This is a genomic window from Colwellia sp. KU-HH00111 (genome assembly GCF_040362745.1).
Taxonomy (GTDB): Bacteria; Pseudomonadota; Gammaproteobacteria; order Enterobacterales; family Alteromonadaceae; genus Colwellia.
The window spans coordinates 310,552-333,801 of record NZ_BAABWO010000003.1 but is presented as its reverse complement, the minus strand read 5'-3'; the positions used below and the strand labels follow the sequence as shown (position 1 = coordinate 333,801).

Annotated in this window: 20 protein-coding genes and 1 pseudogene; 18 read left to right on the top strand and 3 right to left on the bottom strand. The window is 33.2% G+C overall.

The window, feature by feature from the left end:
- The first annotated feature begins 13 nt into the window (after window positions 1-13).
- The 13 genes from ABXG98_RS08600 (at window position 14) to ABXG98_RS08540 (ending at window position 16,936) form a co-directional block, all read left to right on the top strand.
- A complete protein-coding gene (locus tag ABXG98_RS08600) occupies window positions 14-253 on the top strand; it encodes a hypothetical protein (RefSeq protein ID WP_353538252.1) in 240 nt (79 codons plus the stop codon).
- Window positions 254-392: 139 nt separating this feature from the next.
- Window positions 393-626 (top strand): hypothetical protein, encoded by a 234-nt coding sequence (locus ABXG98_RS08595; RefSeq protein ID WP_353538251.1) that lies wholly within the window; start codon window positions 393-395, stop codon window positions 624-626.
- 77 nt (window positions 627-703) lie between these two features.
- A complete protein-coding gene (locus tag ABXG98_RS08590) occupies window positions 704-988 on the top strand; it encodes a peptide chain release factor family protein (protein WP_353538250.1) in 285 nt (94 codons plus the stop codon).
- 199 nt (window positions 989-1,187) lie between these two features.
- Window positions 1,188-3,848 carry a hypothetical protein gene (locus ABXG98_RS08585; protein ID WP_353538249.1) on the top strand — a complete coding sequence of 887 codons (2,661 nt, stop codon included), beginning with the start codon at window positions 1,188-1,190 and terminating at the stop codon, window positions 3,846-3,848.
- A gap of 15 nt (window positions 3,849-3,863) precedes the next feature.
- Window positions 3,864-4,622, top strand: a complete 759-nt coding sequence (locus tag ABXG98_RS08580) for a metallophosphoesterase (protein WP_353538248.1) — start codon at window positions 3,864-3,866, stop codon at window positions 4,620-4,622.
- Window positions 4,623-4,829: 207 nt separating this feature from the next.
- The gene (locus ABXG98_RS08575) at window positions 4,830-6,671 is read left to right on the top strand and encodes a recombinase family protein (RefSeq protein WP_353538247.1); all 1,842 of its coding nucleotides are present in this window, start codon (window positions 4,830-4,832) and stop codon (window positions 6,669-6,671) included.
- 116 nt (window positions 6,672-6,787) lie between these two features.
- Entirely contained in the window at window positions 6,788-8,203 is a 1,416-nt protein-coding gene (gene rimO, locus ABXG98_RS08570; protein WP_353538246.1) for a 30S ribosomal protein S12 methylthiotransferase RimO, read from the top strand.
- A gap of 55 nt (window positions 8,204-8,258) precedes the next feature.
- Window positions 8,259-8,747 (top strand): hypothetical protein, encoded by a 489-nt coding sequence (locus ABXG98_RS08565; protein WP_353538245.1) that lies wholly within the window; start codon window positions 8,259-8,261, stop codon window positions 8,745-8,747.
- Between the two features lie 72 nt (window positions 8,748-8,819).
- The gene (locus ABXG98_RS08560; protein WP_353538244.1) at window positions 8,820-9,062 is read left to right on the top strand and encodes a hypothetical protein; all 243 of its coding nucleotides are present in this window, start codon (window positions 8,820-8,822) and stop codon (window positions 9,060-9,062) included.
- Between the two features lie 325 nt (window positions 9,063-9,387).
- Window positions 9,388-10,908 (top strand): ATP-binding protein, encoded by a 1,521-nt coding sequence (locus ABXG98_RS08555; RefSeq protein ID WP_353538243.1) that lies wholly within the window; start codon window positions 9,388-9,390, stop codon window positions 10,906-10,908.
- A complete protein-coding gene (locus ABXG98_RS08550; RefSeq protein ID WP_353538242.1) occupies window positions 10,908-14,084 on the top strand; it encodes a Z1 domain-containing protein in 3,177 nt (1,058 codons plus the stop codon). The genes ABXG98_RS08555 and ABXG98_RS08550 overlap by 1 nt, the downstream gene beginning before the upstream one ends.
- Window positions 14,084-15,052: a PD-(D/E)XK motif protein gene (locus ABXG98_RS08545; RefSeq protein WP_353538241.1), complete on the top strand. Its 969-nt coding sequence runs from the start codon at window positions 14,084-14,086 to the stop codon at window positions 15,050-15,052. The genes ABXG98_RS08550 and ABXG98_RS08545 overlap by 1 nt, the downstream gene beginning before the upstream one ends.
- Window positions 15,053-16,936 carry an AIPR family protein gene (locus ABXG98_RS08540; protein ID WP_353538240.1) on the top strand — a complete coding sequence of 628 codons (1,884 nt, stop codon included), beginning with the start codon at window positions 15,053-15,055 and terminating at the stop codon, window positions 16,934-16,936.
- Between the two features lie 137 nt (window positions 16,937-17,073).
- Here ABXG98_RS08540 and ABXG98_RS08535 read toward each other — a convergent pair whose 3' ends face one another.
- Complete coding sequence (locus ABXG98_RS08535; RefSeq protein WP_353538239.1) at window positions 17,074-18,645, bottom strand: DNA cytosine methyltransferase; 1,572 nt, start codon at window positions 18,643-18,645, stop codon at window positions 17,074-17,076.
- Between the two features lie 198 nt (window positions 18,646-18,843).
- Between ABXG98_RS08535 and rimO (ABXG98_RS08530) the strand changes: the two are divergent.
- The 3 genes and pseudogenes from rimO (ABXG98_RS08530) to ABXG98_RS08520 form a co-directional block, all read left to right on the top strand.
- Window positions 18,844-20,139, top strand: a pseudogene (rimO, locus tag ABXG98_RS08530) (30S ribosomal protein S12 methylthiotransferase RimO); the annotation flags it as partial.
- A 119-nt stretch (window positions 20,140-20,258) separates the two neighbouring features.
- A complete protein-coding gene (locus ABXG98_RS08525; RefSeq protein WP_353538238.1) occupies window positions 20,259-20,708 on the top strand; it encodes an SMI1/KNR4 family protein in 450 nt (149 codons plus the stop codon).
- Window positions 20,709-20,793: 85 nt separating this feature from the next.
- On the top strand, window positions 20,794-20,952 hold the full coding sequence (locus ABXG98_RS08520) for a hypothetical protein (protein ID WP_353538237.1): 159 nt from the start codon (window positions 20,794-20,796) through the stop codon (window positions 20,950-20,952).
- A 200-nt stretch (window positions 20,953-21,152) separates the two neighbouring features.
- Here the strand turns inward: ABXG98_RS08520 and ABXG98_RS08515 are convergent, their stop codons facing one another.
- Together ABXG98_RS08515 and ABXG98_RS08510 are read right to left on the bottom strand one after the other, a co-directional pair.
- Complete coding sequence (locus ABXG98_RS08515) at window positions 21,153-21,494, bottom strand: hypothetical protein (protein WP_353538236.1); 342 nt, start codon at window positions 21,492-21,494, stop codon at window positions 21,153-21,155.
- A 320-nt stretch (window positions 21,495-21,814) separates the two neighbouring features.
- The gene (locus tag ABXG98_RS08510; RefSeq protein WP_353538235.1) at window positions 21,815-22,414 is read right to left on the bottom strand and encodes a hypothetical protein; all 600 of its coding nucleotides are present in this window, start codon (window positions 22,412-22,414) and stop codon (window positions 21,815-21,817) included.
- Between the two features lie 148 nt (window positions 22,415-22,562).
- On the opposite strand from ABXG98_RS08510, the gene ABXG98_RS08505 reads away from it, so the two are divergent.
- Together ABXG98_RS08505 and ABXG98_RS08500 are read left to right on the top strand one after the other, a co-directional pair.
- Window positions 22,563-22,823 carry an ArdC-like ssDNA-binding domain-containing protein gene (locus tag ABXG98_RS08505; protein ID WP_353538234.1) on the top strand — a complete coding sequence of 87 codons (261 nt, stop codon included), beginning with the start codon at window positions 22,563-22,565 and terminating at the stop codon, window positions 22,821-22,823.
- A gap of 103 nt (window positions 22,824-22,926) precedes the next feature.
- A complete protein-coding gene (locus tag ABXG98_RS08500; RefSeq protein ID WP_353538233.1) occupies window positions 22,927-23,157 on the top strand; it encodes a hypothetical protein in 231 nt (76 codons plus the stop codon).
- Window positions 23,158-23,250: the final 93 nt, after the last annotated feature.

Below are 23,250 nucleotides of genomic sequence, written 5' to 3'. Positions count from 1 at the left end.
AAGGAAATATCTTTTGACGATTATTAAATTAAAAGAGTTTGGATTTGATGCATTGGCTGATTTGAACAATATGAATATCTCTAGAGAAGATAGCGTAAATAAGCTAATTGATACGTTAGCAACAGTCGATGAAGTTAATCAACTTATGGCCTTCAAAGAGTTGAGCTTAAATAAGGGATTGAATGATGTGGCAGGTATCATAAATAAGCTAAATGCGGAGCTTGAGAAAATAGGGTTTCTCATTGTTCTTTGAGTTTTTCTATTAGCTTTTAAACACTATTTAATGATATCAAAGAAATAGTATGAGCTGAGAAACAAAATAACACTAACCCATGGGTACAATGGACTTATCAATTATTTGATTAATTTTAACTCCTTGGAGAACGTATATTATGTTAATTGTTTTTGCAGTTTACTGGGCATTTTTTACTTGGTTCTTTACTGATAACTTTATTATTAACTTTATCTACGATTATGCTCAATATGGATATATATCTGTTTGTGGCTCTTTTAAAGAAGGCAATCAAGGCTGTCTTATTGAAGATGTTGTTGTTAACTTTCCTGCATTTTTAGCTTTTATCCTAGCTTTTATTTTAACAGTAAATTCACGTAGGCTTTATGAGTAATTTTTTAATTTATAGACAAGCAAAACTCCAACTAGGCGCAATTGTTCAATATTAAAATTGGGAAGTAAGGGAAGAATATGAAAGCTGAAATAGATAATAGTGAAATACTAATGGAGACCTGTTGCGCAGGGGAGCAATCACCTCATACTTGTGGTGCTTTAAGAGGTATTAAATTGACTCATAAAGCTACGGGTATTGTTGTTCATTCAATTAAAGAAAAATCACAACATGCCAATAAACTAGCAGCGCTTGAATTGTTAAAAATGGAATTAGTAAAAAGGCGGTTCGATAATATTGATGAAGATGATTTAGTTGATGGTAAAACATTTTGGGAAGAGCTTAATTCCGGAAAGCATGATTAGGCTGATAGAAAGATAAGTAGAGTTAAAATCATAGTGAAAATTCGCTTATGAATATAAGCGGGGAAATAATATTAATTAAGGAGTTCTATCTAGTTTTGAACGACAAAAATCTCCCCTGAGAAACAGAACTACACTTTCTGGCGATATTATCCTCCAAATGATTTAGGCAATAAAGTCTATTAATTAAATTTGGTGAAATATGATAAGTGATATTCCGTTAACGTACATTTGTATTGAAAATTATAGTTCTACAATTCCTGATAACTCCATTATTGAAGAGTTTAAAGTACATCAGTTAAGCCAGTTAAAAGAATATCTAAATAATAATAAAGATACAGAGTTTATTTTACTTATTGATTCTTTAGATAATGAATTAATATTTAGCATTGCCCAAATAGCTTTTAAGTTTTGCCAGAAATTTCAAGTTAACGGATTTAAATATGACTTTACTGAGATTGGTATATCAGGTTTAAAAAATTTTAAAGAGCTTTTGGTATTAATTGATCAAGCAAAAGACTTCTTTTTTTTTGAGACTATTCTTAATAAATTGGTGCTGTCATTATCTCGTTACGTACCAATCATGTTCAATGAACGAAAGGCATTGGACATTGTTGCTGGAGCTTTTCTATATAATCACCGGATACCTTTACAAAATAAAAACAAAACCATAAGGGCAAAAGATTTCGCAATTAGTTTTATAACCCAATTCTTTTCAACAAGAAAAAATAGAGTTAAGAAGTTAATTTCTGCTGAAGAATCTCAAGATGTTATAAGAGTTGAGTTAGACTTTAAAGCAGAGTTGATTGAGTTCATTGGCAAAAATCCAGGTGTGATTGTTCTTGATGGATATGTTGGCTCAGGTAAAACTAAAGATGGTATCATCCCTTGTTTTGAATATTTTTGCGATGTTAAGCAAAAGCCTATCCTAATAACTCCCTTTATAGCTTTGACTCAAAAACTTATTGATGATGATAGAAATTATAAAGTGGCTCAAGAAAAAAATGTTCTTAATCAACAGCCTGGTATTGCTTCGTGTGTTGACACCGTTACAACAAAAAGAGCGTTTATTGATTACATTGAAATGAGTAATGTTGCCTTAATTGACGAATATGAAGAATGTATAAATGCTTTCACGCAACAATCAAGAGCAGGCGGATCGTTAGAATCTAGAATATTAGCAATAAAAGAGTTTTTTAAACTTCTTAGTAAACCTCAAGTTATTATTGCTGATGCTTTATTTAGTGATTTAAGTGCAAAACAAATAGTGAGAATGACAGAAAAAAAAGTATTTTTATTAACTAATACGAACACAAGGCACTACGATACCAAAGAAATTAATATTATTGACGAAAGTCAGCATACTGCTAATTTAATAAAGGAAAGGGAAGAGGGGAAGTCAATTGCTTTATTTAACGATTCCAGTCAAAAGAAAAAAAATAAATCTTTAGCACTATTTAAAACCGTTACAGGGGGTAATAAAGATATAGGTGAAAATGTAAATGCCAAATTTTTAAAAACTAAACGCGGTAAAGACTACCTTATAAATATAGAAGAACGATTACAATCAATCCAAGTACATCAATTTTCTCCATCAATAACTTCAGGCCATAGTTTTGAAAATGCAAAGATGGACTCGGTAAATATTTTGTCGAGTAAAACAATACTGCCAACTCAAGTAATTCAATCAGCATCTAGGTTCAGGCTAAACAATCAAATATCACTATCTTTTAATAATCCTTTTATGCTGAGTGACTATGAAACGGATTTAGAAACTATAAAAGAAAATCTCATTAGTGAAGAAGTTGTTAATAGCAAACTGGTAAAAAGGGATGAATTATTGAACTGTGAATATTTCCAACTAATTACTGAACGGGTCAAGCATAATAATTTAATGAGAAATGATCATTGTAGTAATACTATTTTGATGTTTGAAATGCTTGGTTGTGAAGTTAACTACTCTCCTATTAACTGTATTAGCAAAAAAAGTGGTAAACAATCGTTAGATGAAGGGCTAGAAGCGGTATCTTTTGAAAGGTTGGATCGGTTTACTGACAATGCTGTTTCAGAGCAAACTTACCAATCTATTATTTCTAGAAAACACTGGTGCTCCCCCAAGGAAGACCAAAATAAGGAAGTATATGAGTTCATAAACCAATATGGTCTAAATGAGCATCGATTGTTAATTGACTATGTTTTAGAGTTTGACAGGTTTGGAGAAGGGTTTAAAAACCTAATTAATTATAAATTGTTATCAGGCGGAAAAACTGAAGAAAGTAGAAATTGTAAAATTAAACAACTTTTTTTCAAAAAAATGATTGAAATACTGAAATTAAGCTCTGATTCTCTTTCGGAAGTTTGGTATACCAATGACTTAAAGGCTTTAATAGATTTCTTTCAAAAACGTGTGTTTATAATTGATGGAGTTCCTGAGCCTATTGCAACTTTATTCAAGGTGTTTCCTTATACAAAAATATCAGTAGCTCAGCCTTTAAGTACAGTTAAATCTATTTTTAAACAAGAGTTTGGTTTAAAAATAGATAAAATAAAGCTAACTAAAATAATTGATGGTGAAAGACCTTATAAGTTTCGGTTTTCGGAGCCGGAAAAAAAGGAACTATTACTTATGTCTGATCTTATATCGGATGATCTTTATAAAAGTAAATTGAGTTTTCTAAAGCTTTACATCATTAACTTTCCTGACCTTCCAAGAGATTTTGTGCTAAATGAAGAAGAAAAGCCTAATATAGAAGACTTAGAGCGAAAACTTCAACTTGCAAAGGCTTGGGCTGAAGATAATTATGATTACCCTGTTGCTCATGAAACATTAAAAATAATTGATGAATGTAGTAGTTATTTCTAAAAATAAGGAATTCAAATGAAAATAGCTGTGTTTTCTGACATTCATAATGAATTCTCAGAATGGAAACCTAATAAACAAAATGTTGATGTGATTGTTTTAGCTGGCGATATTCACAGTAAACACCATGGCATAAATTGGGTGGCAGAACATTTTGATGTTCCAGTTATTTATGTACCTGGAAACCATGAATATTACGGTTGCGAAATATCATCTAATAACAAAAAAATGAAGTCATTAGCTCAAAATACTAATGTCTATGTGTTGATAAATGACACTGTTGAAATTGATGGCGTTTTATTTATAGGTACAACGCTTTGGACTAATTTTTTACTCTATGGAATAGATAATATGGCTGGCTGTCGTTATGACGCCGAAAACTATATGAATGACTTCTCTAGGATAAGGGTTAATGAGAAAGGTCGCTATAGGAAACTAAAGCCTGCTGATACTCAGCTATTTTTTGAGAAATCGTTAGCATTCATTGTTGACTCATTGGCTGCTAAAACTCAAAACAAATGTGTTGTGGTAACACACCACGCACCTAGCATTAAATCAATCTCTCCAAAATATAATGGAGATATGCTATCTGCTGCTTTTACCTCAAACCTAGATGATTTCATTAATGAATGGAATATTGATTTATGGCTGCACGGGCATACACACCATAATACAGATTATATGATTGGCAATACTCGTGTGGTCTCTAATCAAAGAGGCTATCCAGATGAAGACAGTAATGAATTATTTAATGAAAACATTATTGTTGAGATTTAAATTGAAGTATTGATTTCTCAGTGATGCTGAGAGTATCGCTTCCCCGCTTTGCAGAAATATCTATATCAGTAGAGTTCTTCCAAGCGATATTAAATATTTTTGAAATATCTAAAATGCCTATTCTGAGAATCAAAATAACACTAATGAAATTTATCCTACGACTCGTTAACAGGCAATTAAGCCAGTTTTATAAAGTAGAGATTTATTATGTTAGAAGCAAAAACTTATCAAGACTTAATCACGCGTGAACCTACGGCGTATTTATATTCACGTGTGTCAGATATAAAGCAAACAGAAGAAAATAAAACAGGTGTTTCACGTCAAACTAATTCTGATGAGGTAAATGAATTATTAATTAAATTTGAAAAAATGCCTCAAATTTGGATGAATGATGCAGGTTTGTCAGCTCACCATGGTCACAATATAACGAAAGGACGGATGGGCGATTTTGTTGAATCTTGTAATAAAGGTGAAATAGCGCCAGGCTCTATTTTAGTTTTAGAGTATCTTGATCGACTAACCAGATTAGAGCTGAACGATGCCTTGCACTTAGCAAATAGCATTTTAAGAGCTGGTGTGATTATTCATGTTTGGGGCAGTAATGAAACCATCAAATCTAATGATTTGTCAGATACAATAAAGCTAGTCGTCGAACTTCAGGGAGCTAATGCCTACACAAAAAAATTAAGTAGTCGAATTAAAAACTCAGCTATTGATCGAATTCATAAAGCCCTTGATGGTGATAAAGATCAAGATGGTTATATGCTTGCTGTTAATGGCTATGGCTCAAACGCATGGTGGATTGATACTACTTCTGGTTATGTTAAACCACATAAAACCTATTGGGCAATAGCTCGCGAGATTATTGATCTTAATTTGAAGGAGTGGGGATGGCAAAAAATAGCTAAACTCTTTAAGAAAAAAGGCTACTTACCACCAAGAGCTAATTCTAAAAACCCGAAAGTAGCAGAAAAAAACAAGAAGTTGGGCTGGAACCGAGCAAATTTAATATCGAAATTAGCTAAACAAAAAGCAGTGCTCGGAATAAAAGAGTTTGGAAATTTAAATATAGAAATACCCGATTATTATCCCCCTTTAGTAACTGAAGATGAATTTATTCAAATTAAAAACATGCGCAATATCAAAAAAGTAGGCGGTAATAAAAAGAATGCTGCTTTATTTAGTGGTGTTGGTAAAACTCGTTGTGGCTTTTGTGGCAGTACTATTAATACTTCACCAAATAAGTCAGGGACAAAATATGAAACTCGGATATATAAATGCAGCGGTATGCATAACCCCGAAATTAACTGTCCATCGGGTACTATTAACAGCATATATTTTGAAACGGCGATAATTAAGGCTTCCGGTATTTTAATTTCTCAACCAGTAAAGGAGGAAAACAAATTAAGAGAATTTCAAATTGAAGAAGAGATCAAGGTAATTGAACGTGAAATATCAAACCAGCGAGCATTACTTAAAATTAGTAAAAGTTTAGAAGTTATTGCTATGGTTGATCAGGATCTTACAGAGGCAACTAATAAAAAACATAAATTAGAAAAAGAGCTTAATGCTTTGAAGTTTGTTCAAGATCCTGATGCTTTTACTATTGATGATATTCCACATGATATTATTGATTATACCAATACCAAAATTCGTCAAAAATATCGAGATATCTTCTTTTCAAATATTAAAGAAATAAAAGTTAAAATAAACCGAAACGTGCAAAGTAGAAGGAATAAAAATTTAGTTTCTTTTGCTATTGAGCTATATAACGGAAATATTTTAAAAACTGGATTGTACGGCAATCAATTTATGAAAATGCCTGAGCAGCAATATGATGACATTCATAAAGCAGGTGGTAAAAACGGTGCTGTAAATCTTTATGCTAACTCTGCACTTTGGCATGGCATTAGTCGGCAAGGTAAAAAAGTTGATTTTGTTGATTTAGACTTTGGCGTTGGAGTTACTAAAAAGAATTGGGTTGGTTTTGATCATATTTGCAAATTATTGGTTGAAAGAGTTAGGGCAGGAGAGAAAATATTGGTTTAAAATATATAAGTTACTTTTTATGAAGTAAAGCGCGTGGAATCAGATACTGACCTTAGTATCAACTTACTGTATAATCCGCGCACTTCGTAACACAGCTACAAACGGCAAGGCTTAATATGACTGTTGAACAATTCAACCCAAAACAAACAACTACACTTGAAACACCTAAAAAGGTGTTAGAAAAACAGTCTAAAAAAGCCTTGGAGTCCACTTCTAGTGGTAGTCGAGTGGGTTTCATTTCACTTGGTTGCCCAAAAAATTTAATTGACAGTGAGCGCATTCTTACTCAGCTTCGCACTGAAGGTTATGATGTAACTAGTAGTTATGATGATGCTGATTTAGTGATTGTGAACACTTGTGGTTTTATTGATTCAGCAGTGAAAGAGTCTTTAGATACTATTGGTGAAGCGTTAGCTGAAAATGGCAAAGTTTTGGTTACAGGATGTTTAGGTGCTAAGAAAGATGAAATTATTGAGTTACACCCGAATGTATTAGGTGTAACTGGCCCACATGCTTATGATGAAGTGATGAAGCAGGTTCAAGAACACGTTGCTAAACCTGAACATAATCCACATATTGATTTAGTGCCTGATCATGGCGTAAAACTAACCCCTAAACACTATGCTTATTTAAAAGTTTCTGAAGGCTGCGACCATAAATGTAGTTTCTGCATTATTCCTTCAATGCGTGGCAAATTAGATTCTCGCCCTGTAGGTGATGTCTTAGGTGAAGCAAAACGTTTAGCTAATGCTGGCGTAAAAGAGTTATTGATTATATCGCAAGACACCTCTGCTTATGGTGTTGATGTTAAACATAAAACTGATTTTTGGGATGGTATGCCAGTAAAAACCTCAATGTTAGCTTTATGTCAGCAATTGGCAAAGCAGGGCATTTGGGTTCGTTTACACTATGTTTATCCTTACCCTCATGTAGACGATGTGATTCCATTAATGGCTAGTGGCGCAATTCTGCCTTATTTAGATATTCCTTTTCAGCATGCTAACAAACGAATTCTAAAACTAATGAAGCGCCCTGGTAGTTCAGACCGAGTATTAGATCGTATTAAAAAATGGCGAGAAATTTGCCCCGAGTTAGTGATTCGCTCAACCTTTATTGTTGGCTTCCCTGGTGAGACAGAAGAAGAGTTTCAAGAGCTATTAGATTTCTTAGAAGAGGCTCAACTAGATAGAGTTGGTTGTTTTAAATATTCAGATGTTGATGGTGCCACCGCTAATGATTTACCTGATCATATTGATGAAGCTGTTAAAGAAGAAAGACTTCAGCGCTTTATGGCTGTACAAGCTGATATTAGCGCCGCTAAACTACAAGCTCGTATTGGCCAAGAATACCTCATTCTTGTTGATGAAGTGAACGAGCTTGGCATTGTCGGGCGCTCATATATGGATGCACCAGAAGTTGATGGCAAAGTTTATTTATCAGATGACTTTGATGCAAAACCAGGTGATCAACTTTGGGTACAAATTATTCACGCCGATGAACATGACGTTTGGGGTGTGAGAGTAGAGGGTTAATTTGTTTAATTATTTTAAAGCAATTATTTTTTTTAGAAAAAATTAAGAGGGGTATATGAATAATTTTTTGTCGGAAAACTATGAAACGTACAAAGTAAACCCTGATGTGTTTTTAGATGCAATTAGTAATATTTTTAATATTGATGAAGTAGATAGATTAAAGTTATATTGGCTTGATATATCAGAATATACTGATGAATCAATAGTAAATTCAGAGCTTCAGCTTAAACAAGTATCATACGTTCATCATAACGGTAAAGTAGAGGAATTACTTTATAATTACGATGAAAGCTGCTTTGAAATTCATCCAGACACTCCAAATAGGAAGTTTATTGATGCCGTAGCCAAGCATTTGCTTGGTGAAAATACCCTTGACGAAGTATCCAAGTATTTACTTGGTGAAAACAGCCAAAATAAATTTGAAAATATCTATATCCAATATTCTTGTCAACTAGAAGAATATGCAAATAATAAAGAAGATTATTTAATTTGTGGTAAAAAGATAAAGGGTCAAATAATTTTGACCAAATTTTGTGAAAGGTAATGTTCATGAATTTATGTCATATTACCTGAACATATTGATAAAGCCGTTAAAGAAGAAAGACTCCAGCGCTTTATGGCTGTACAAGCTGATATTAGCGCTGATAAGCTACAAGCTCGTATTGGCCAAGAGTATCTCATTCTTGTTGATGAAGTGAATGATCTTGGCATAGTAGGGCGCTCATACATGGACGCACCAGAAGTGGATGGTAAAGTGTACTTGTCTGATGATTATGATGCAGAGCCGGGCGATCAAATTTGGGTACAAATTATCCATGCCGATGAACATGATGTTTGGGGCGTTCGCGTAGAAGATTAACTTTTATTTATTTGCTATAAGTTTATAGAAATACTATATCTCCGATGTTCATGAATTTATTTCACATAAATTGAAATAAGCAACTTGGCCATTCTAATTGAATGGCCAAAACTTTACTTTAAAGTGAACTCTTTAGTTCGCTTTTTTTATTTTTAATACTTGTTATTCAAGTTTTATTTTTTATTTGAATGAAAGGCATAAAACTTATGAACTCTTTAACTAATTATCAGAATGTACAGTTTTTAACATAAATCAATGTTTCGTTACGCTTTTTCATGGCAGAATATGATTAAATAAAAATATAAGCCAGTGAAGTTAGATATTTATGAATAACGAACCGAAAGAAGCTAACTTCGAAGATGTAACCCCAAACCCTGAATTTCTTATCAAGTCGATTTCAGAACAAGGCTATAGCTTTGAAGCCGCAATTGCTGACTTAATTGACAATTCTATTTCTGCTGACGCTGATAAAGTAGAAATATTAATCGATACAGATACTGAGCCTTTTACATTATTTCTAGCAGATAATGGAAAAGGTATGGATGAAACTCAGTTAAAAAATTGCATGAGGTTTCCAAGTCAGTCACCTGACGTTAATCGACTTGATAATGATCTTGGAAGATTCGGTTTGGGAATGAAAACAGCTTCTTTTTCTCAAACTAGAAAGTTTACAACTGTATCAAGGCCTAGAGCTTCAGGTCTATTTTCTGCACGAACTTGGGATTTAGAGTTGCTTAAAAACAATAAATGGAACTTGTTAGTAAATTCTAGTGAAGATGTAACCAATATACTTGAGCAATATAAATGTATAAGCTGTTCACGCATAAATAGTTTCTCAGATTTTGAGGCTAACACTATTATTATTTGGGAAGGGCTATACAAATTCGAACAGTATTTAGAAGAAAAGAACCGTGAAGAAGCATTATATAAAGAAATTGATATAATTTCAGAACATCTGAGGTTAGTTTTTCATCGTTTTATGGAAAAACAGGATAGAAAACTTCAAATTAGAATAAATAACCAATTATTAACACCATTTAATCCATTTCCAATTAAAGAAAATGACTTTCGTTCATTAGAATTTAGAAAAAGAAAGTTTGGTGATGACTCCATTAAAATTGAAGGGTTTATCTTACCTTCGAGGAGTATTAAAGAAGCTAAACAGGGCTTATCTATATGGACAACCAAAAAGCGTAGCTTGATGGATATGGAAGGCATTTATATTTATAGAGCCGACAGATTGATTTTATTTGGTGGTTGGAATGGCTTAATTAAAAAGGCTCCTCGTCTACAGTTAGCCCGATTACAAGTAGAAATAGGTAATAATGCAGATCATCTACTTCATTTAAATGTGGCGAAATCACAAGTTATCATTCCTCATGAGTTAAAAAATGCTTTTCAAGGTTATATTGATGACTTGAAGTTAGAAGCAGAAAAAGAGTTTTTTAATCGTGGTATCCGTCAATTTAATGAGCCAAAGGATAGTTCTAATATCCACCTTTTTGAAAGACGAACTTCTAGTAAAGGTCCTGTTCTTGAAATCAACAAAGACTTTGAATTAATTAAAAGTCTGTTGTGTGATTTAGATAAGCAGCAATCCTCAAAGCTGAATATGCTGTTATCTATGGTTAATACCCGCATTAATAAAATAAGAAGTACACAAGTAAACCAAGATTTTTCAGTTGCAAGCGATCTAACAGAAGAAGAGCTAATTATTAACATCAAAGATTTAGTCAAACGAGGTGTTGATTCAACAACGATTCAAAAGTTTGTTATTCCCGAATTAGGATTTAATGTGGAGTCACTTCCTGAGGGTGTTTTGGAACTATTAAAAGGAGTTAAATAATGTCAGCCCATGAATATGTAGAACAAATAAAAAAGATGATTAATGCGTTAGCTGTTGATTTATCTGATACAAATAATATTGCATTGAGTGATTTTGAGATTATCTTTGAAAAAGTAAAAGCAAATATACCTGTCATGGCGCCAATGATTGGTTTGCCTATTGTCGATGAAATATCATTAAGGAGTTATTTTGAGCTAGCTAGAAAAGAATATTTATCTATTAACCCTACTCAAATAGACCCTGCTGATTTAATAAGTAAAAGTAAGAAGAAGTCATGGTTAACTTCAAGTAGAAATGAAGAAATTACGTGGAATTATACTGAACGTTACTTAAGACATTTAAAAAATACAGGGCGTTCAAAAAAGATAATTAATGAAACAGAACGCTCTAGTATAGATATTGTAAGTAAGCTAGGTGATCCATCTTCACCAGATGAATTTTATGTTAAAGGTCTAGTAGTTGGTGAGGTGCAATCAGGAAAAACAGGTAACTTCAATGCTGTTATTAATCGTGCCGTAGATAGCGGTTATGGTCTAATCATTATTTTGTCAGGGATCATGGAAGATTTACGAAGTCAGACTCAACAACGGATTGAGAGTGATGTGATCGGTGAAGGGCTAGATGATGAGTCAGGGAAGAAGGGTAAAAAAGGCGTTGGAAATATAACTAGATTTGGGCAGCTTGGTAATTCAGAAATTAAGCAAGTAGTTTCAATTACATCTGCTAAATCAGACTTTAAAAAAAGTCTTGTGGATGCTGAATTCTCGCTAAATCACACTAACATTTTAGTATGTAAAAAAAATGTTAGTGTACTTAGGAACCTAATTGTTTGGTTACACGATTTTGTTGAAAAAGATAAAGATAAACTTAGTATTCCTTTTCTAATCATCGATGATGAAGCTGATAATGCATCCTTGAACAATGAAGGCTCTAAAGGACATGAATACGCTTCCAAAATAAATGGACATATTAGAGCGTTGCTACAGTTGTTTCATAAAAAATCTTATTTAGGTTATACAGCATCGCCATTTGCTAATGTTCTCCAAGATAGAAATGAACAACCTACTAAAGAGTGGTCAATTAAATTTAAAGTAAAAGGTGAAAACCAAGAAAAACTCTTGAAACAAGTTGATAATATTTTTCCAGACGATTTCATCTATTTATTGAATTCACCAAGCAACTATATTGGCGCAAAACAAATTTTTGAAACATTAGAGGTTATTGATAATAAAGCTGAAGGTGAAAAAATTCCTCTAATTGCCTCCCCTGTTGATGATTATATTCCAGAGTTTCCAACTAGAGTATTCGAAGATGGAGAACCTATAGGTATAACAAATTATGCAAATAAAAAAGAGTGGGATGAAAGAGTTAATAGCGATTTATATTTTAGCAGCTACTCGGAATATAAGGCTAATACCAGAGCAGCTAAAGCCTACGATGACTTTCCTAAAAAACTACCACAATCACTGAAAGAGTCTGTTATTTGTTTTATTTTATCTATAGCAATAAGAGATCAGCGTAAGCCAGATATCATCAATTCCGCTTTATATCAGCCTCATCATACGATGTTGATTCATATATCAAGGTTTACTCTGTGGCAAAATACAACAAGTAAATTGGTTGACAACTATTTATCAGATTTAAGTGATTCGATATTAAATGATAACCCTTCTTCAAGTAGTTCAAGATATTCTGAAATAGAGAAAGTTTGGTATAAATATTACGCTGAAATTGTAGAGTCGATACGTAAATATTTGCCATCTCAATACTCGGATGAATTTCTAACGCCAATGGTCTTTGAGTCGATTAAAGGATATCTACCTGAAGCTGTAAAGGGTATTGAAGTAAAGGCTATTAATAGTATAACTAAACAAAAACTAGAATATTCGAAAATTACTCCCAAGAAATATATTGCTATTGGCGGTAATCGCCTTTCACGAGGTTTTACTCTTGAAGGTTTAACAATTAATTATTTCATTAGAAATACAAACTATTCAGATACACTGTTACAAATGGGGCGTTGGTTCGGTTATCGTCCTGGTTATATTGATTGCTGTAAGCTTTTTACAACTGAGGATGCAATTCTTAAATATAACCAGACGACAAAGTGTATTGAAGAGCTTGAACACGAGTTTAAGAAAATGTCGAGACAGGGAAGTACTCCTGAGAACTTTGTATTAAGAGTGAAAAAGCACCCAGGTGTCCTGAAGATAACTAGACCGTCAATACTTAAAAACACTAAAGATGTTAAATGGTCTTATCAAGATCAATTAGAAATGACTACTTTGTTTGATGTAACAAAGATCAAGATTGATCGCGTTTGGAATAATTTTAAAGATAACGTAGCACCAAAATTAATAAAAGGCAGTTCAGATGGCTTTTTATCGTATGAAGCTAGTGGCCTTGATGTAATTAATTTGTTGGAAAGTGAAAACAACTTTTCTTCAGAAGATGTCTCAACAATGGTTAAGTTCATACGTTTATGTAATAAAGAAAATAAGCTTAAAAACTGGACCATAGCTTTAAAAACTACAGGTTCAGCAAAAGATTTGAATGGAAAAAGAATTGTTAAAGCAATTGATTCAAACCTAGTGTCAGACGTAGAGTTATCTATTAGACGAGGGCCAAGTGAAAAACTAAGCCAAGAACATTACCGAAAACGTTTTTTGGAAGAGCATAAGTTTCATATGACGGGGAAAAACGCCAATATTCTTTCTTCCTCAAAAGACCTAAGTGCTCGATTAAGCGAAGCGACAATAACTCGTGCAGAAAATCAATTTTATGATGAAAAGGTACGAGTAATTCAGAAGAAGAAGCCTTCCCTTACAGCAGAAGAAGCTAGAAAAGAAATAAATACTATCCCTGAACGTGTTTATAGGGAAGAGATGGGAGAAGATGAAGCGGTTTTGGTCATTTATCTCTTTGATTCTAAATATTCATTTAACCATGAAGAAAACAAAGAAGATCTTCAGTTTCAGGAATATGTTAAGGCTAATAATATAGATTTGAATATCCCTTTGGTAGGTTATGCAATAGGCTTCCCTCCTATAAAAAATGACCCCGGAGGGCTTTACGTCAAAGGAGATTATGATATTAAAGAGGATGAACCATTTGAAGAAGATTACTCATTAGAAGACTCTCCGCTACCTGATGATATTCAAGAGGACAACCTTTAATGAAAGTAAAGCAATTGAATGCTAAATGGGCACAAATTTCGGCATCTAGTGTTGTAAAAGGACATAAGTCTTTAAGAATAACAAGTGATTGCTATTCAGATGTTTATTTAGCAATAGATGAGCGCGGTAATCATTGTCTCATTTTAAGTTTGCCTAGTAATCATGAATTTAAGTTTAAAGCGGTAAGAAAAGAAAAAGTATCTTTAGAGTACTTTGCAGATAGAAGTTATCTAGTTATGACTTTGTTAGATAGTGAGTTTAATAGTTTATTTGATGATTTAATTTTATCGCTTTTTAATGCAATTAAAGAAATTGAGGACGTAACAACTTATTCCAAAGTATTTATTCAAACTTTCTATCAATGGGTTTTATTTTTCTCTCCTGAGTATTTTGACAAATTATCAAAAGATATAATCAAAGGTCTTTATGGAGAATTAATTGTATTAAAAGAGCTTATCTTAGATAGCGATAGTTATGACATTAATGACATATTGGCTGGGTGGGTCGGTCCATATGATCAAGGGCATGACTTTATTTATGATGATACAAATATTGAAGTGAAGACTAAAGATAGGAAAAAAGTTTCTGTCAGACTTTCAAGTGAACACCAACTAGAGGTCGAAGCTGGTAAAGGGCTGATATTAGCTGTGGTCTCTGTTGATGAAGACTTTATAAATGGCCGCTCATTGAAAATGTTATTACAAGAGTTAAAGCAATTAACACTTGAAAGGTTGGGAGATCTTTCAATTATTTTAAAAGCCTTGCTTCAAAAAGGTTTAACACTTCATAATGCTGGTGAATATGATAATTATCGCTTTAGAGCTATTACGATACATGACTATAACTGTTTGGAAGAAGGGTTTCCAAAGATTACATCAGTAACTATCCCCTCTAGTATTAGCAATGTTAAGTATGATTTAAATTTAACCGATATGTCAAAATACGTAGTACTAGTGAGAGAATTATAAATGGAAGTTCAAGAGTTATTTAAGTATAGACAAGATATTTTAGATGCATCTAAAGATGAAGATTCTTTTATAAGACAAGAGCCTGTATTATCCGAATTATTACCCTATATGTTAGATGCTAAGGTTGTTGATTCTGAAGATATTACGCCTTCATATTTCTCTCCAGGCTATGACAACTTAAAACTTAATGCGTATACCGTTAATGAGTCAAAGGAAAGATTACAGCTATTTATTATAGATGACGAGTCTTTAGATGAGTCAATTGATACGCAAGAGCTGTGTGTGTCTGTCAAAGCAGACTATGATAAACAGTTTAAAAAAGTAGTTAAGTTTCTTAATTTTTCGGTAAAAGGGACTTTAAACGATAAGGTTCAAGATTCTGATGGTGTTGTTAAATCCCTTATTGCAAAAATTAACTCTAATGAAGGCCTTGAACAGTTTGATGTAGTTGAAGTGTTCTTGCTGACACTTACCGCAACTGTTTCAAATAAAGGAGAATATGTACAGCCGAGAAAAATTCATTTCGATGATGACTTTTTGAAAGTTAAGTATGAAAAAAATAATGAATTAGTAACAAAAGACATCTTAATATTAAAGAAAGTCATTGATTTGAATTTTTTAGCCAGCGTCATAGAATCAAGAGGTAATAGAGACCCATTAACTATTAATTTTGCTAGGGACTTAAATAAACGTATTGAAGTAATACAAGCCGCAGATGAAAGAAACTTTGCCTCATATTTATGTGTATTGGATGCTGAAATTATCTCTGGTCTATATAAACGATATAGCAGTCGTTTATTAGAAAAAAATGTTCGCTCTTTTTTACAGTTTAAAGGTGTAAATAAAGGGATTAAAGAAACTATTAAAAATAGCCCAGAGCAATTTATTGCCTTTAACAATGGTTTAACTGTAACAGCCACTAATGCAACAATTAAAACTCATAAGAAGTCATTATACTTGGAAACTTTGACTGATTTTCAGATTGTAAATGGTGGACAAACAACTGCATCAATATACTTTTCTCAAAAAGAAGGTTTAGATATAAGCAAAGTTAAAGTGATGGCAAAAATCAATATTGCTAAAGATGTAAATGAGAGCGATTTAGATAGTTTGATATCAAATATTAGTAAGTTTTCAAACACGCAATCACGAGTATCTAATGTAGACTTACGTTCCAAAAGCCCGCAGTTGAGAACTTTGAAATCCTTAAGTGACAGTGTCATTACGCCAAGTGGCTCAAAATGGTTTTTTGAACGAGCAAAGGGAGAGTTTTTAACAAAAGTAAGGCATGCTGGTTCTAATGGAAACCGTCTTAAAAAAGAGTTTCCTAGGGAACGTCGTTTTACCAACATGGAGTTAGCTAAATATTACTCAGCTTGGGGTAACTATCCTCACTTAGTTAAAAAAGGCGGAGAAAAGATATTTAGACATTTCATTGAAGTCATAGATCCTGAGGAAAATAACGAAAGTAATATCAGTATAGATAGGGGCTTTTATGAAAAGCTAATTGCAAAAATTATTCTATTTAGGCGAATGGAAAAAATTTATGGTCAAGGGAAGAATTCATTAGGGCAGTTACGTGCTGCGGTTATTCCTTATACCTTGTCCGTATTATATATTAACACTGACGCTTCAACGTCTGGAAAGTGCTTTAATTTAGAAAAGATATGGAGAGAAGAAGGGTTTGAGCAAGACCTCCACGAATATTTGAAAGAATTTATGATTATGATGAATGACTTAATCAAAAAGTATTCTGCTAGTGAAGATTATAATGAATACTCTAAAAAACCTGAACTATGGGACTCAATTAAAGATTGTAAAGAAATAAAAGAGCTTATGCTAAGTTCATTTACGATATCGATTTTTGATAAGTACACCGTGTAGCGATTAATATAGGATAATGAGCGATTGCATATCAATTGTATATGCAAATATCTTTAATTTTACTTAGCTTGAGAACGTAAGTGATTTTGTCATCATATTTAGCATTAGGGTCATTCCTAGACCCTAATAAAACTTTGTTAAGCTATTATGTTGAAAATAGTAGAAGCTATTTGGTTAGCTAATAATGGTGGTACAGCATTGCCCACTTGGACATACTGTTCTGTACGGTTACCGACAAAAAAGTAATTATCTGGAAAAGTCTGAATTCTAGCAGCCTCCCTAACTGTTAAACTTCTACATTGTAACGGATCAGGATGAATATAATAATGGCCATCTTTGGATATATGACAAGTTATTGTTGTTGCTGGTAGATCCCAAGGTTGTACTCTGAATCTATCCGCAAACTTACCGCTGTTAAAATTTTTATGATTGGGGATAAGATAATTAGGGTAATCTTTTGATTTTGGGGTTCGGGTAAGCCAGTTAAGCTTATTGCTTAAGCCTCCCCAGACACTACAAAACAAATACCTTTGCAAATCTGCTGTAAGGTGACCCCGTGTTTCATGATTTGTTATAAAATTGCCCAGTTTCTTATCGTAGTACCACTCTCTTAGTTTTTTAGTTTTGATATTTGAAGTACGCTGTAAACCAAATACCTTTCCTTGCTTACCTTTAGGTGGGGTTATTGATTTATATATAGATTTTATTTCTGAAGCTAATTCTATTTGTTGATTTTCTTTTAGGGATTCAATGGTTACCCTTGCATCGTTGTGTATATTTTTTATCCAGTTATCATCAGTGTTGGGCACTTTAGATAAACCACTTCTAAGAGGAGGTAAGTCAGATAGAACATCTTCTACAGTACTAACTTTACTTTGCTTGTCGAGGCAAATAGACTTTACATTAGGATATAGATCTTCTCTCACGCCTACTAAGATTACCCTATGTCTTCGTTGTGGAATACCATGGTGCTCACTATAGACAACAAAGTCTTTAGGTTTAATTTTGTCGTTTTCTGAGACTGGAACCTCTAGAGACATAACTTTATAGTTGTGCCTAGTTCTCCCCATTTCAGGTTTTGTATTAACCGATCTACATGGGTTGTGAAGGTCTCTAAAAATGGTCTCGTAAATGGATTGTCCTTCAACTTTAGCGGATAGCATTCCTTTAACATTTTCCATAACGAAAATCGTAGGTTGAAATTTTGCTATTACTTTAAGGTACTCTTTGTATAAAAAGTTCCGTGGATCTTTAGTTGCATCATAATCTTTATTATTGCGATTTCTCGCTGCTCCGGCTAATGAATACGCTTGGCATGGTGGACCACCAATTAGGACACATTCTTCTCCATTAATTGCTGTAGAAATTTTTTTATTAATCGTTCTATTATTTTTTCCTAATTCAAGGTTTTGAGCTTCAGCAGAAGCCAATTCTACTTGCTTGGAAAACTTAGGGAATTTATAAAGTTGATCTTCGGGATGTTTTCCTAATATCCCCTTTAAAAAGTCATAATATTCCTTTGGTGCGTTTCCATTAAACTGTCTAAAAAATGCTCTTAGCTTAAGAGTTCTGTGTGCGCTTTTTTCTTTTTCAATGGAAATTGCTATTTTAAATGGGAAGTTTCCGTTACTATCTCGAAAAGAAGAGAACCCTTCGCCTAAGCCGCCCGGACCTGAGAATAGATCTATTATTTTGATTTTTTTGCTCATTTATTAAGGAAGTCGTTTTTTTTATGCATCATACCAGGGTTAGAAGTGGAGTTACTAATAAATATTTTAAAAATATGCAATAAGATGTATGCGTTTATAGAAGTATTGAAAATAATGCTAAGAACGTTCAGAATAAAAGGTAAATTAAATTGAAATTTCGTAGCTCTGCTACGGTGAAATTAATATAGGATTTAGGTAATTAATCTAGGCTGCCCAAAAAATTTAATTGATTCTGAACGCATTCTTACCCAACTTCGAATTGAAGGTTATGATGTAACTAATAGTTACGATGATGCAGAATTAGTGATAGTAAATACCTGTGGTTTCATTGATTCAGCAGTAAAAGAATCTTTAGACACTATCGGTGAAGCATTAGCTGAAAATGGCAAGGTTTTGGTAACAGGGTGTTTAGGCGCTAAGAAAGATGAAATTATTGAGTTACACCCGAACGTATTAGGTGTAACTGGCCCGCATGCTTATGATGAAGTAATGAAACAGGTACAAGAGCATGTTGCAAAACCAAAGCACAATCCATTTATTGATTTAGTGCCACCACAAGGTGTTAAACTTACACCAAAACATTATGCTTACTTAAAGATATCTGAAGGCTGTAACCACCGTTGCACTTTTTGCATTATTCCGTCAATGCGTGGTGATTTAGACTCGCGCCCAGTGGGCGATGTATTAGGTGAAGCGCAACGCTTAGTGAAAGCCGGTGTTAAAGAATTGCTAGTAATCTCGCAAGATACCTCGGCTTACGGTGTTGATGTTAAACACAAAACCGATTTTTGGGATGGCATGCCGGTTAAAACGCACATGCAACAGCTTTGTGAAGAGCTAGCGAAGCAGGGCGTTTGGGTTCGTCTGCATTATGTTTATCCTTACCCACACGTTGACCACATTATTCCATTAATGGCTGAAGGAAAAATTCTGCCGTATTTAGATATTCCTTTTCAACATGCTAACAAACGTATTCTTAAATTAATGAAACGCCCAGGTAGCTCTGACCGCGTATTAGAGCGTATTGCCAAGTGGCGTGAAATTTGTCCAGAATTAGTTATTCGTTCAACCTTCATAGTTGGCTTCCCTGGTGAAACAGAAGAAGAATTTGAAGAGTTATTAGACTTTTTAGAAGAAGCGCAGTTAGACCGTGTTGGCTGTTTTAAATACTCACCCGTTGAAGGCGCTACCGCTAATGCATTACCTGATCATGTTTCAGATGAAGTGATGGAAGATAGACTTCAACGCTTTATGGCAGTACAAGCGAAAATAAGCGCTGATAAGCTACAAGCACGTATTGGCCAAGAGTATTTGATTCTTGTTGATGAAATAAATGGTTTAGGTATCGTAGGGCGTTCTTATATGGACGCACCAGAAGTTGACGGCAAAGTATATTTGTCTGACGATTTTGATGCAGAGCCGGGCGACCTAATCTGGGTACAAATTATTCATGCTGATGAACATGATGTTTGGGGTGTTCGCGTAGAAGATTAATAACTATATGTATTAGGTGTTAGGTAATAAATTTAGATTATTTCATAACACCTTTCTTCGGTTAACCTTAACTAACTTAAGTGAGTTCTTCCCTTGTTACCTACCATGGATTTCCATATATGAATAGCATTGATCTTTTTGTAAAAAACTGGGGTCAAAAAAGTTTTATGGTTCCGATATCGAGTAATGATATTGAAGATCTTGAGTCAAAATTAAATGCTGTTCTACCTGAATCATATAAATATTTAATATCTACCTATGGCTTGGTTCACACACCAAATGTGTTAACTAAAACTTGTGATTTAGGCTCAGATATTGCTGAAGTACAAGATTTTTTAAGTTTGGATGATGTTTTTTCACTATCTCAGCTTTATGAAATGGGCGGTATGCCTAAGGGACATGTTCTGTTTGCATCTGATTGTAATGGAAACATGTTTTGTTTCAAACTTAGTGATTGTGCGAGCAAGCAAGTAGATATAGCTGTATGGTTTTTTGATTATGGTCTTGGTACTGTTAAAAAAGTATCGAATTCTTTCATTGAATGGCTAGATGGTTTGAATGAGCTTTAATGTATATCGTGTGGATTGTTTTAAATACTGACCAATGGAAGAGGCTACAGCTAATGCCTACCTGATTACGTTTTTGGCTAAGTGAATGTTTTTGCATCGTCGGCGTTACTACATATATGCACCAGAAGTTGACGGTAAAGTGTATTTGTCTGATGATTTTGACGCTGAGCCTGGTGATCAAATTTGGGTACAAATTATTCATCCTGATGAGCATGATGTTTGGGGCGTTAGAGTTGAAGACTAATAGGTTTAAGTTAGGCTTAAGTAAATCGTTTAAGCCTAACTATCATTGCCACTTGTACTGACTCAATGTTAACCAAGATACGATTGCAGACATTTTTTGGCTGCTAGTAAAGCTAAACTATTTATGTTTAACAGTGCTATATTTCGTTAAAAATTATCTTTGGAAAAATAACTGAAAATGTCACTATTTCCATATTTCTACTAGGAAAATATTATCCTGAGAACCTCAAAAAATATTTCTGTAAGTGTATATATTATAAGTAAAAACAAAATCAATGGTATAGAAAGCAATATAATTTGATGCCTTTCACTCTTTAACTTATCACCTAGAGCTTCTATAACTTCTTTAGCTTGCTCAACCTCTTTATCTGATAACTGTGAATATTCTTCATCAATTTTCATTTTCTTACACACAGCGTCCAATAGTTCTGCTTCTGCTTTTAGTTTAAAGGCACTACCTAGTGTAGACCAAGCGGAATAATAGTTTTTAGTTGCTGTTGATAGTGACTTGACACCATCTAGTAATGGTCGAAATATGCTCATGAATTTCCTTTTTAATAAATATTGAATTGAATAAATAAACTTTGGAAAGATGATACGTCTTGGCTTTTAGGCACTTGCTGAGTTCTCTTTCAGATTTTTTTCCTACTATACTGGTGAAAGTAAATTATTGGAACTGCAACATCGCAATTCGAATAACCTTTATTCTTAATACGTTAGCGCTTTACCCTTTAAGCTAATCGACAATAAAAAAAGCTACTAGGGAAACTAATAATTAAATAACGAGAGATTTAAATTTCTCGCACACAAAATTCCGCTGCGATGATTTAATTTGTGCCAGTGAAACAACCATTATTATGTCTTTACCAACTTAATATTCGTGGAGGTTCACTTTTTTTATAACTAAGTAATACTGCAAAAACACTTGATTTCTTGATTTCGGTTCTTCTTAAATGTTGTTTTATATTGTTTTTAAAATAATTGTCAATTGGCACATTGTAAGAGTTAAAATCATATTGAATTGCTGGTAAATTAAATAAGGTTTTGGTTTTAGCTTCATTGTTTAAATCTAAATATCGAACTTTTACTTTAATGTTTTGAGTTGTTTCGATATTGAATTGCTTTGAGAATTCCAGTTGTTTTTCAGATATATTATTTTGCTCTATATTACTTTTAGCTTGTGCAAAACATTCCTTGTCTACAGGCCAAGCAAGGTTGTCATGATATTGAGTAGGTAAAATGGTGATCACTAAACCTGTGAACTTATCTTGGATAATAAAAAAATGGCACTTGTCTTTGATGCTATAAATTAGCCAGTGAGTCTTTTCAAAAATAATTTCCTTTCCTGTATCTATAGCTAATCCAAAATCTATGATATCCGCTATTTCATTAGGCTCTAATATAGTTCTTTGTTCAATTCGTTGCAATGCATGATTAGAGAAGTATGAAAATCTATGTCGCATAATTTTATCCTTAGTGTGTTAACTAATATGTCTCCTATTAAATAAACACATCTATAGTTGTAAAATTAACAAAATAAAAAAATTGTTAACTTTACGATACCCATTATGTTTGAACTTCTGACATTAAAACTTATTGAGGTTCAACAAAATGGCAAAAGGACATACATATGAAAAATGGCAAGAGTTGGGCTATCAAGTTAAAAAAGGCCAGAAAGCGGCTTATCGATTTTACGGGAATAATATATTTACTCGTGATCAAGTTGTAAATATAAACGATGATGAAAGTGATTATCATAACCACTGTTTTAATTGTCAAAATGACGTTGATAGTTCTTCTGAAGAACAATGCGGTGAATGTGATTGGTTAATTTGTTCTAATTGTCACTCTTGTGGTTGTGACTACAATTAATTTTAAATTAATTGTTAACTTTGCTATCAACACAACGTTTCTCTTTATGAACAGACAAACTTAGGTAATTAGACTTAAGTTATTTATTAAAAGAGAGACAATTATGCGTTATCAAAATACTAAATCGAATAGAAAAAACTGGGTACCAACACCATTAGGTAGAAAAGGAAATTTAAATCGCTGGATTGAAAGAATGGAGCGAGCTTGTCCAGATCCTGAATTAGGTGAAGTTGTTTGGTTAGATGGTTATTCAGGTCGTACTGCATATAAAGCTATTGGCTTTAAATCTAATGGCGATGTTATCTGGCAAAGGGGAAAAGTTATTAAACATTAATAACGTTGAATCAAAGAAATATCAACTTTAAATAGTTTTTATTTCAATTAGGTTTTAATTACTTGTATATTATGATTTATGTAAGGTTTTATC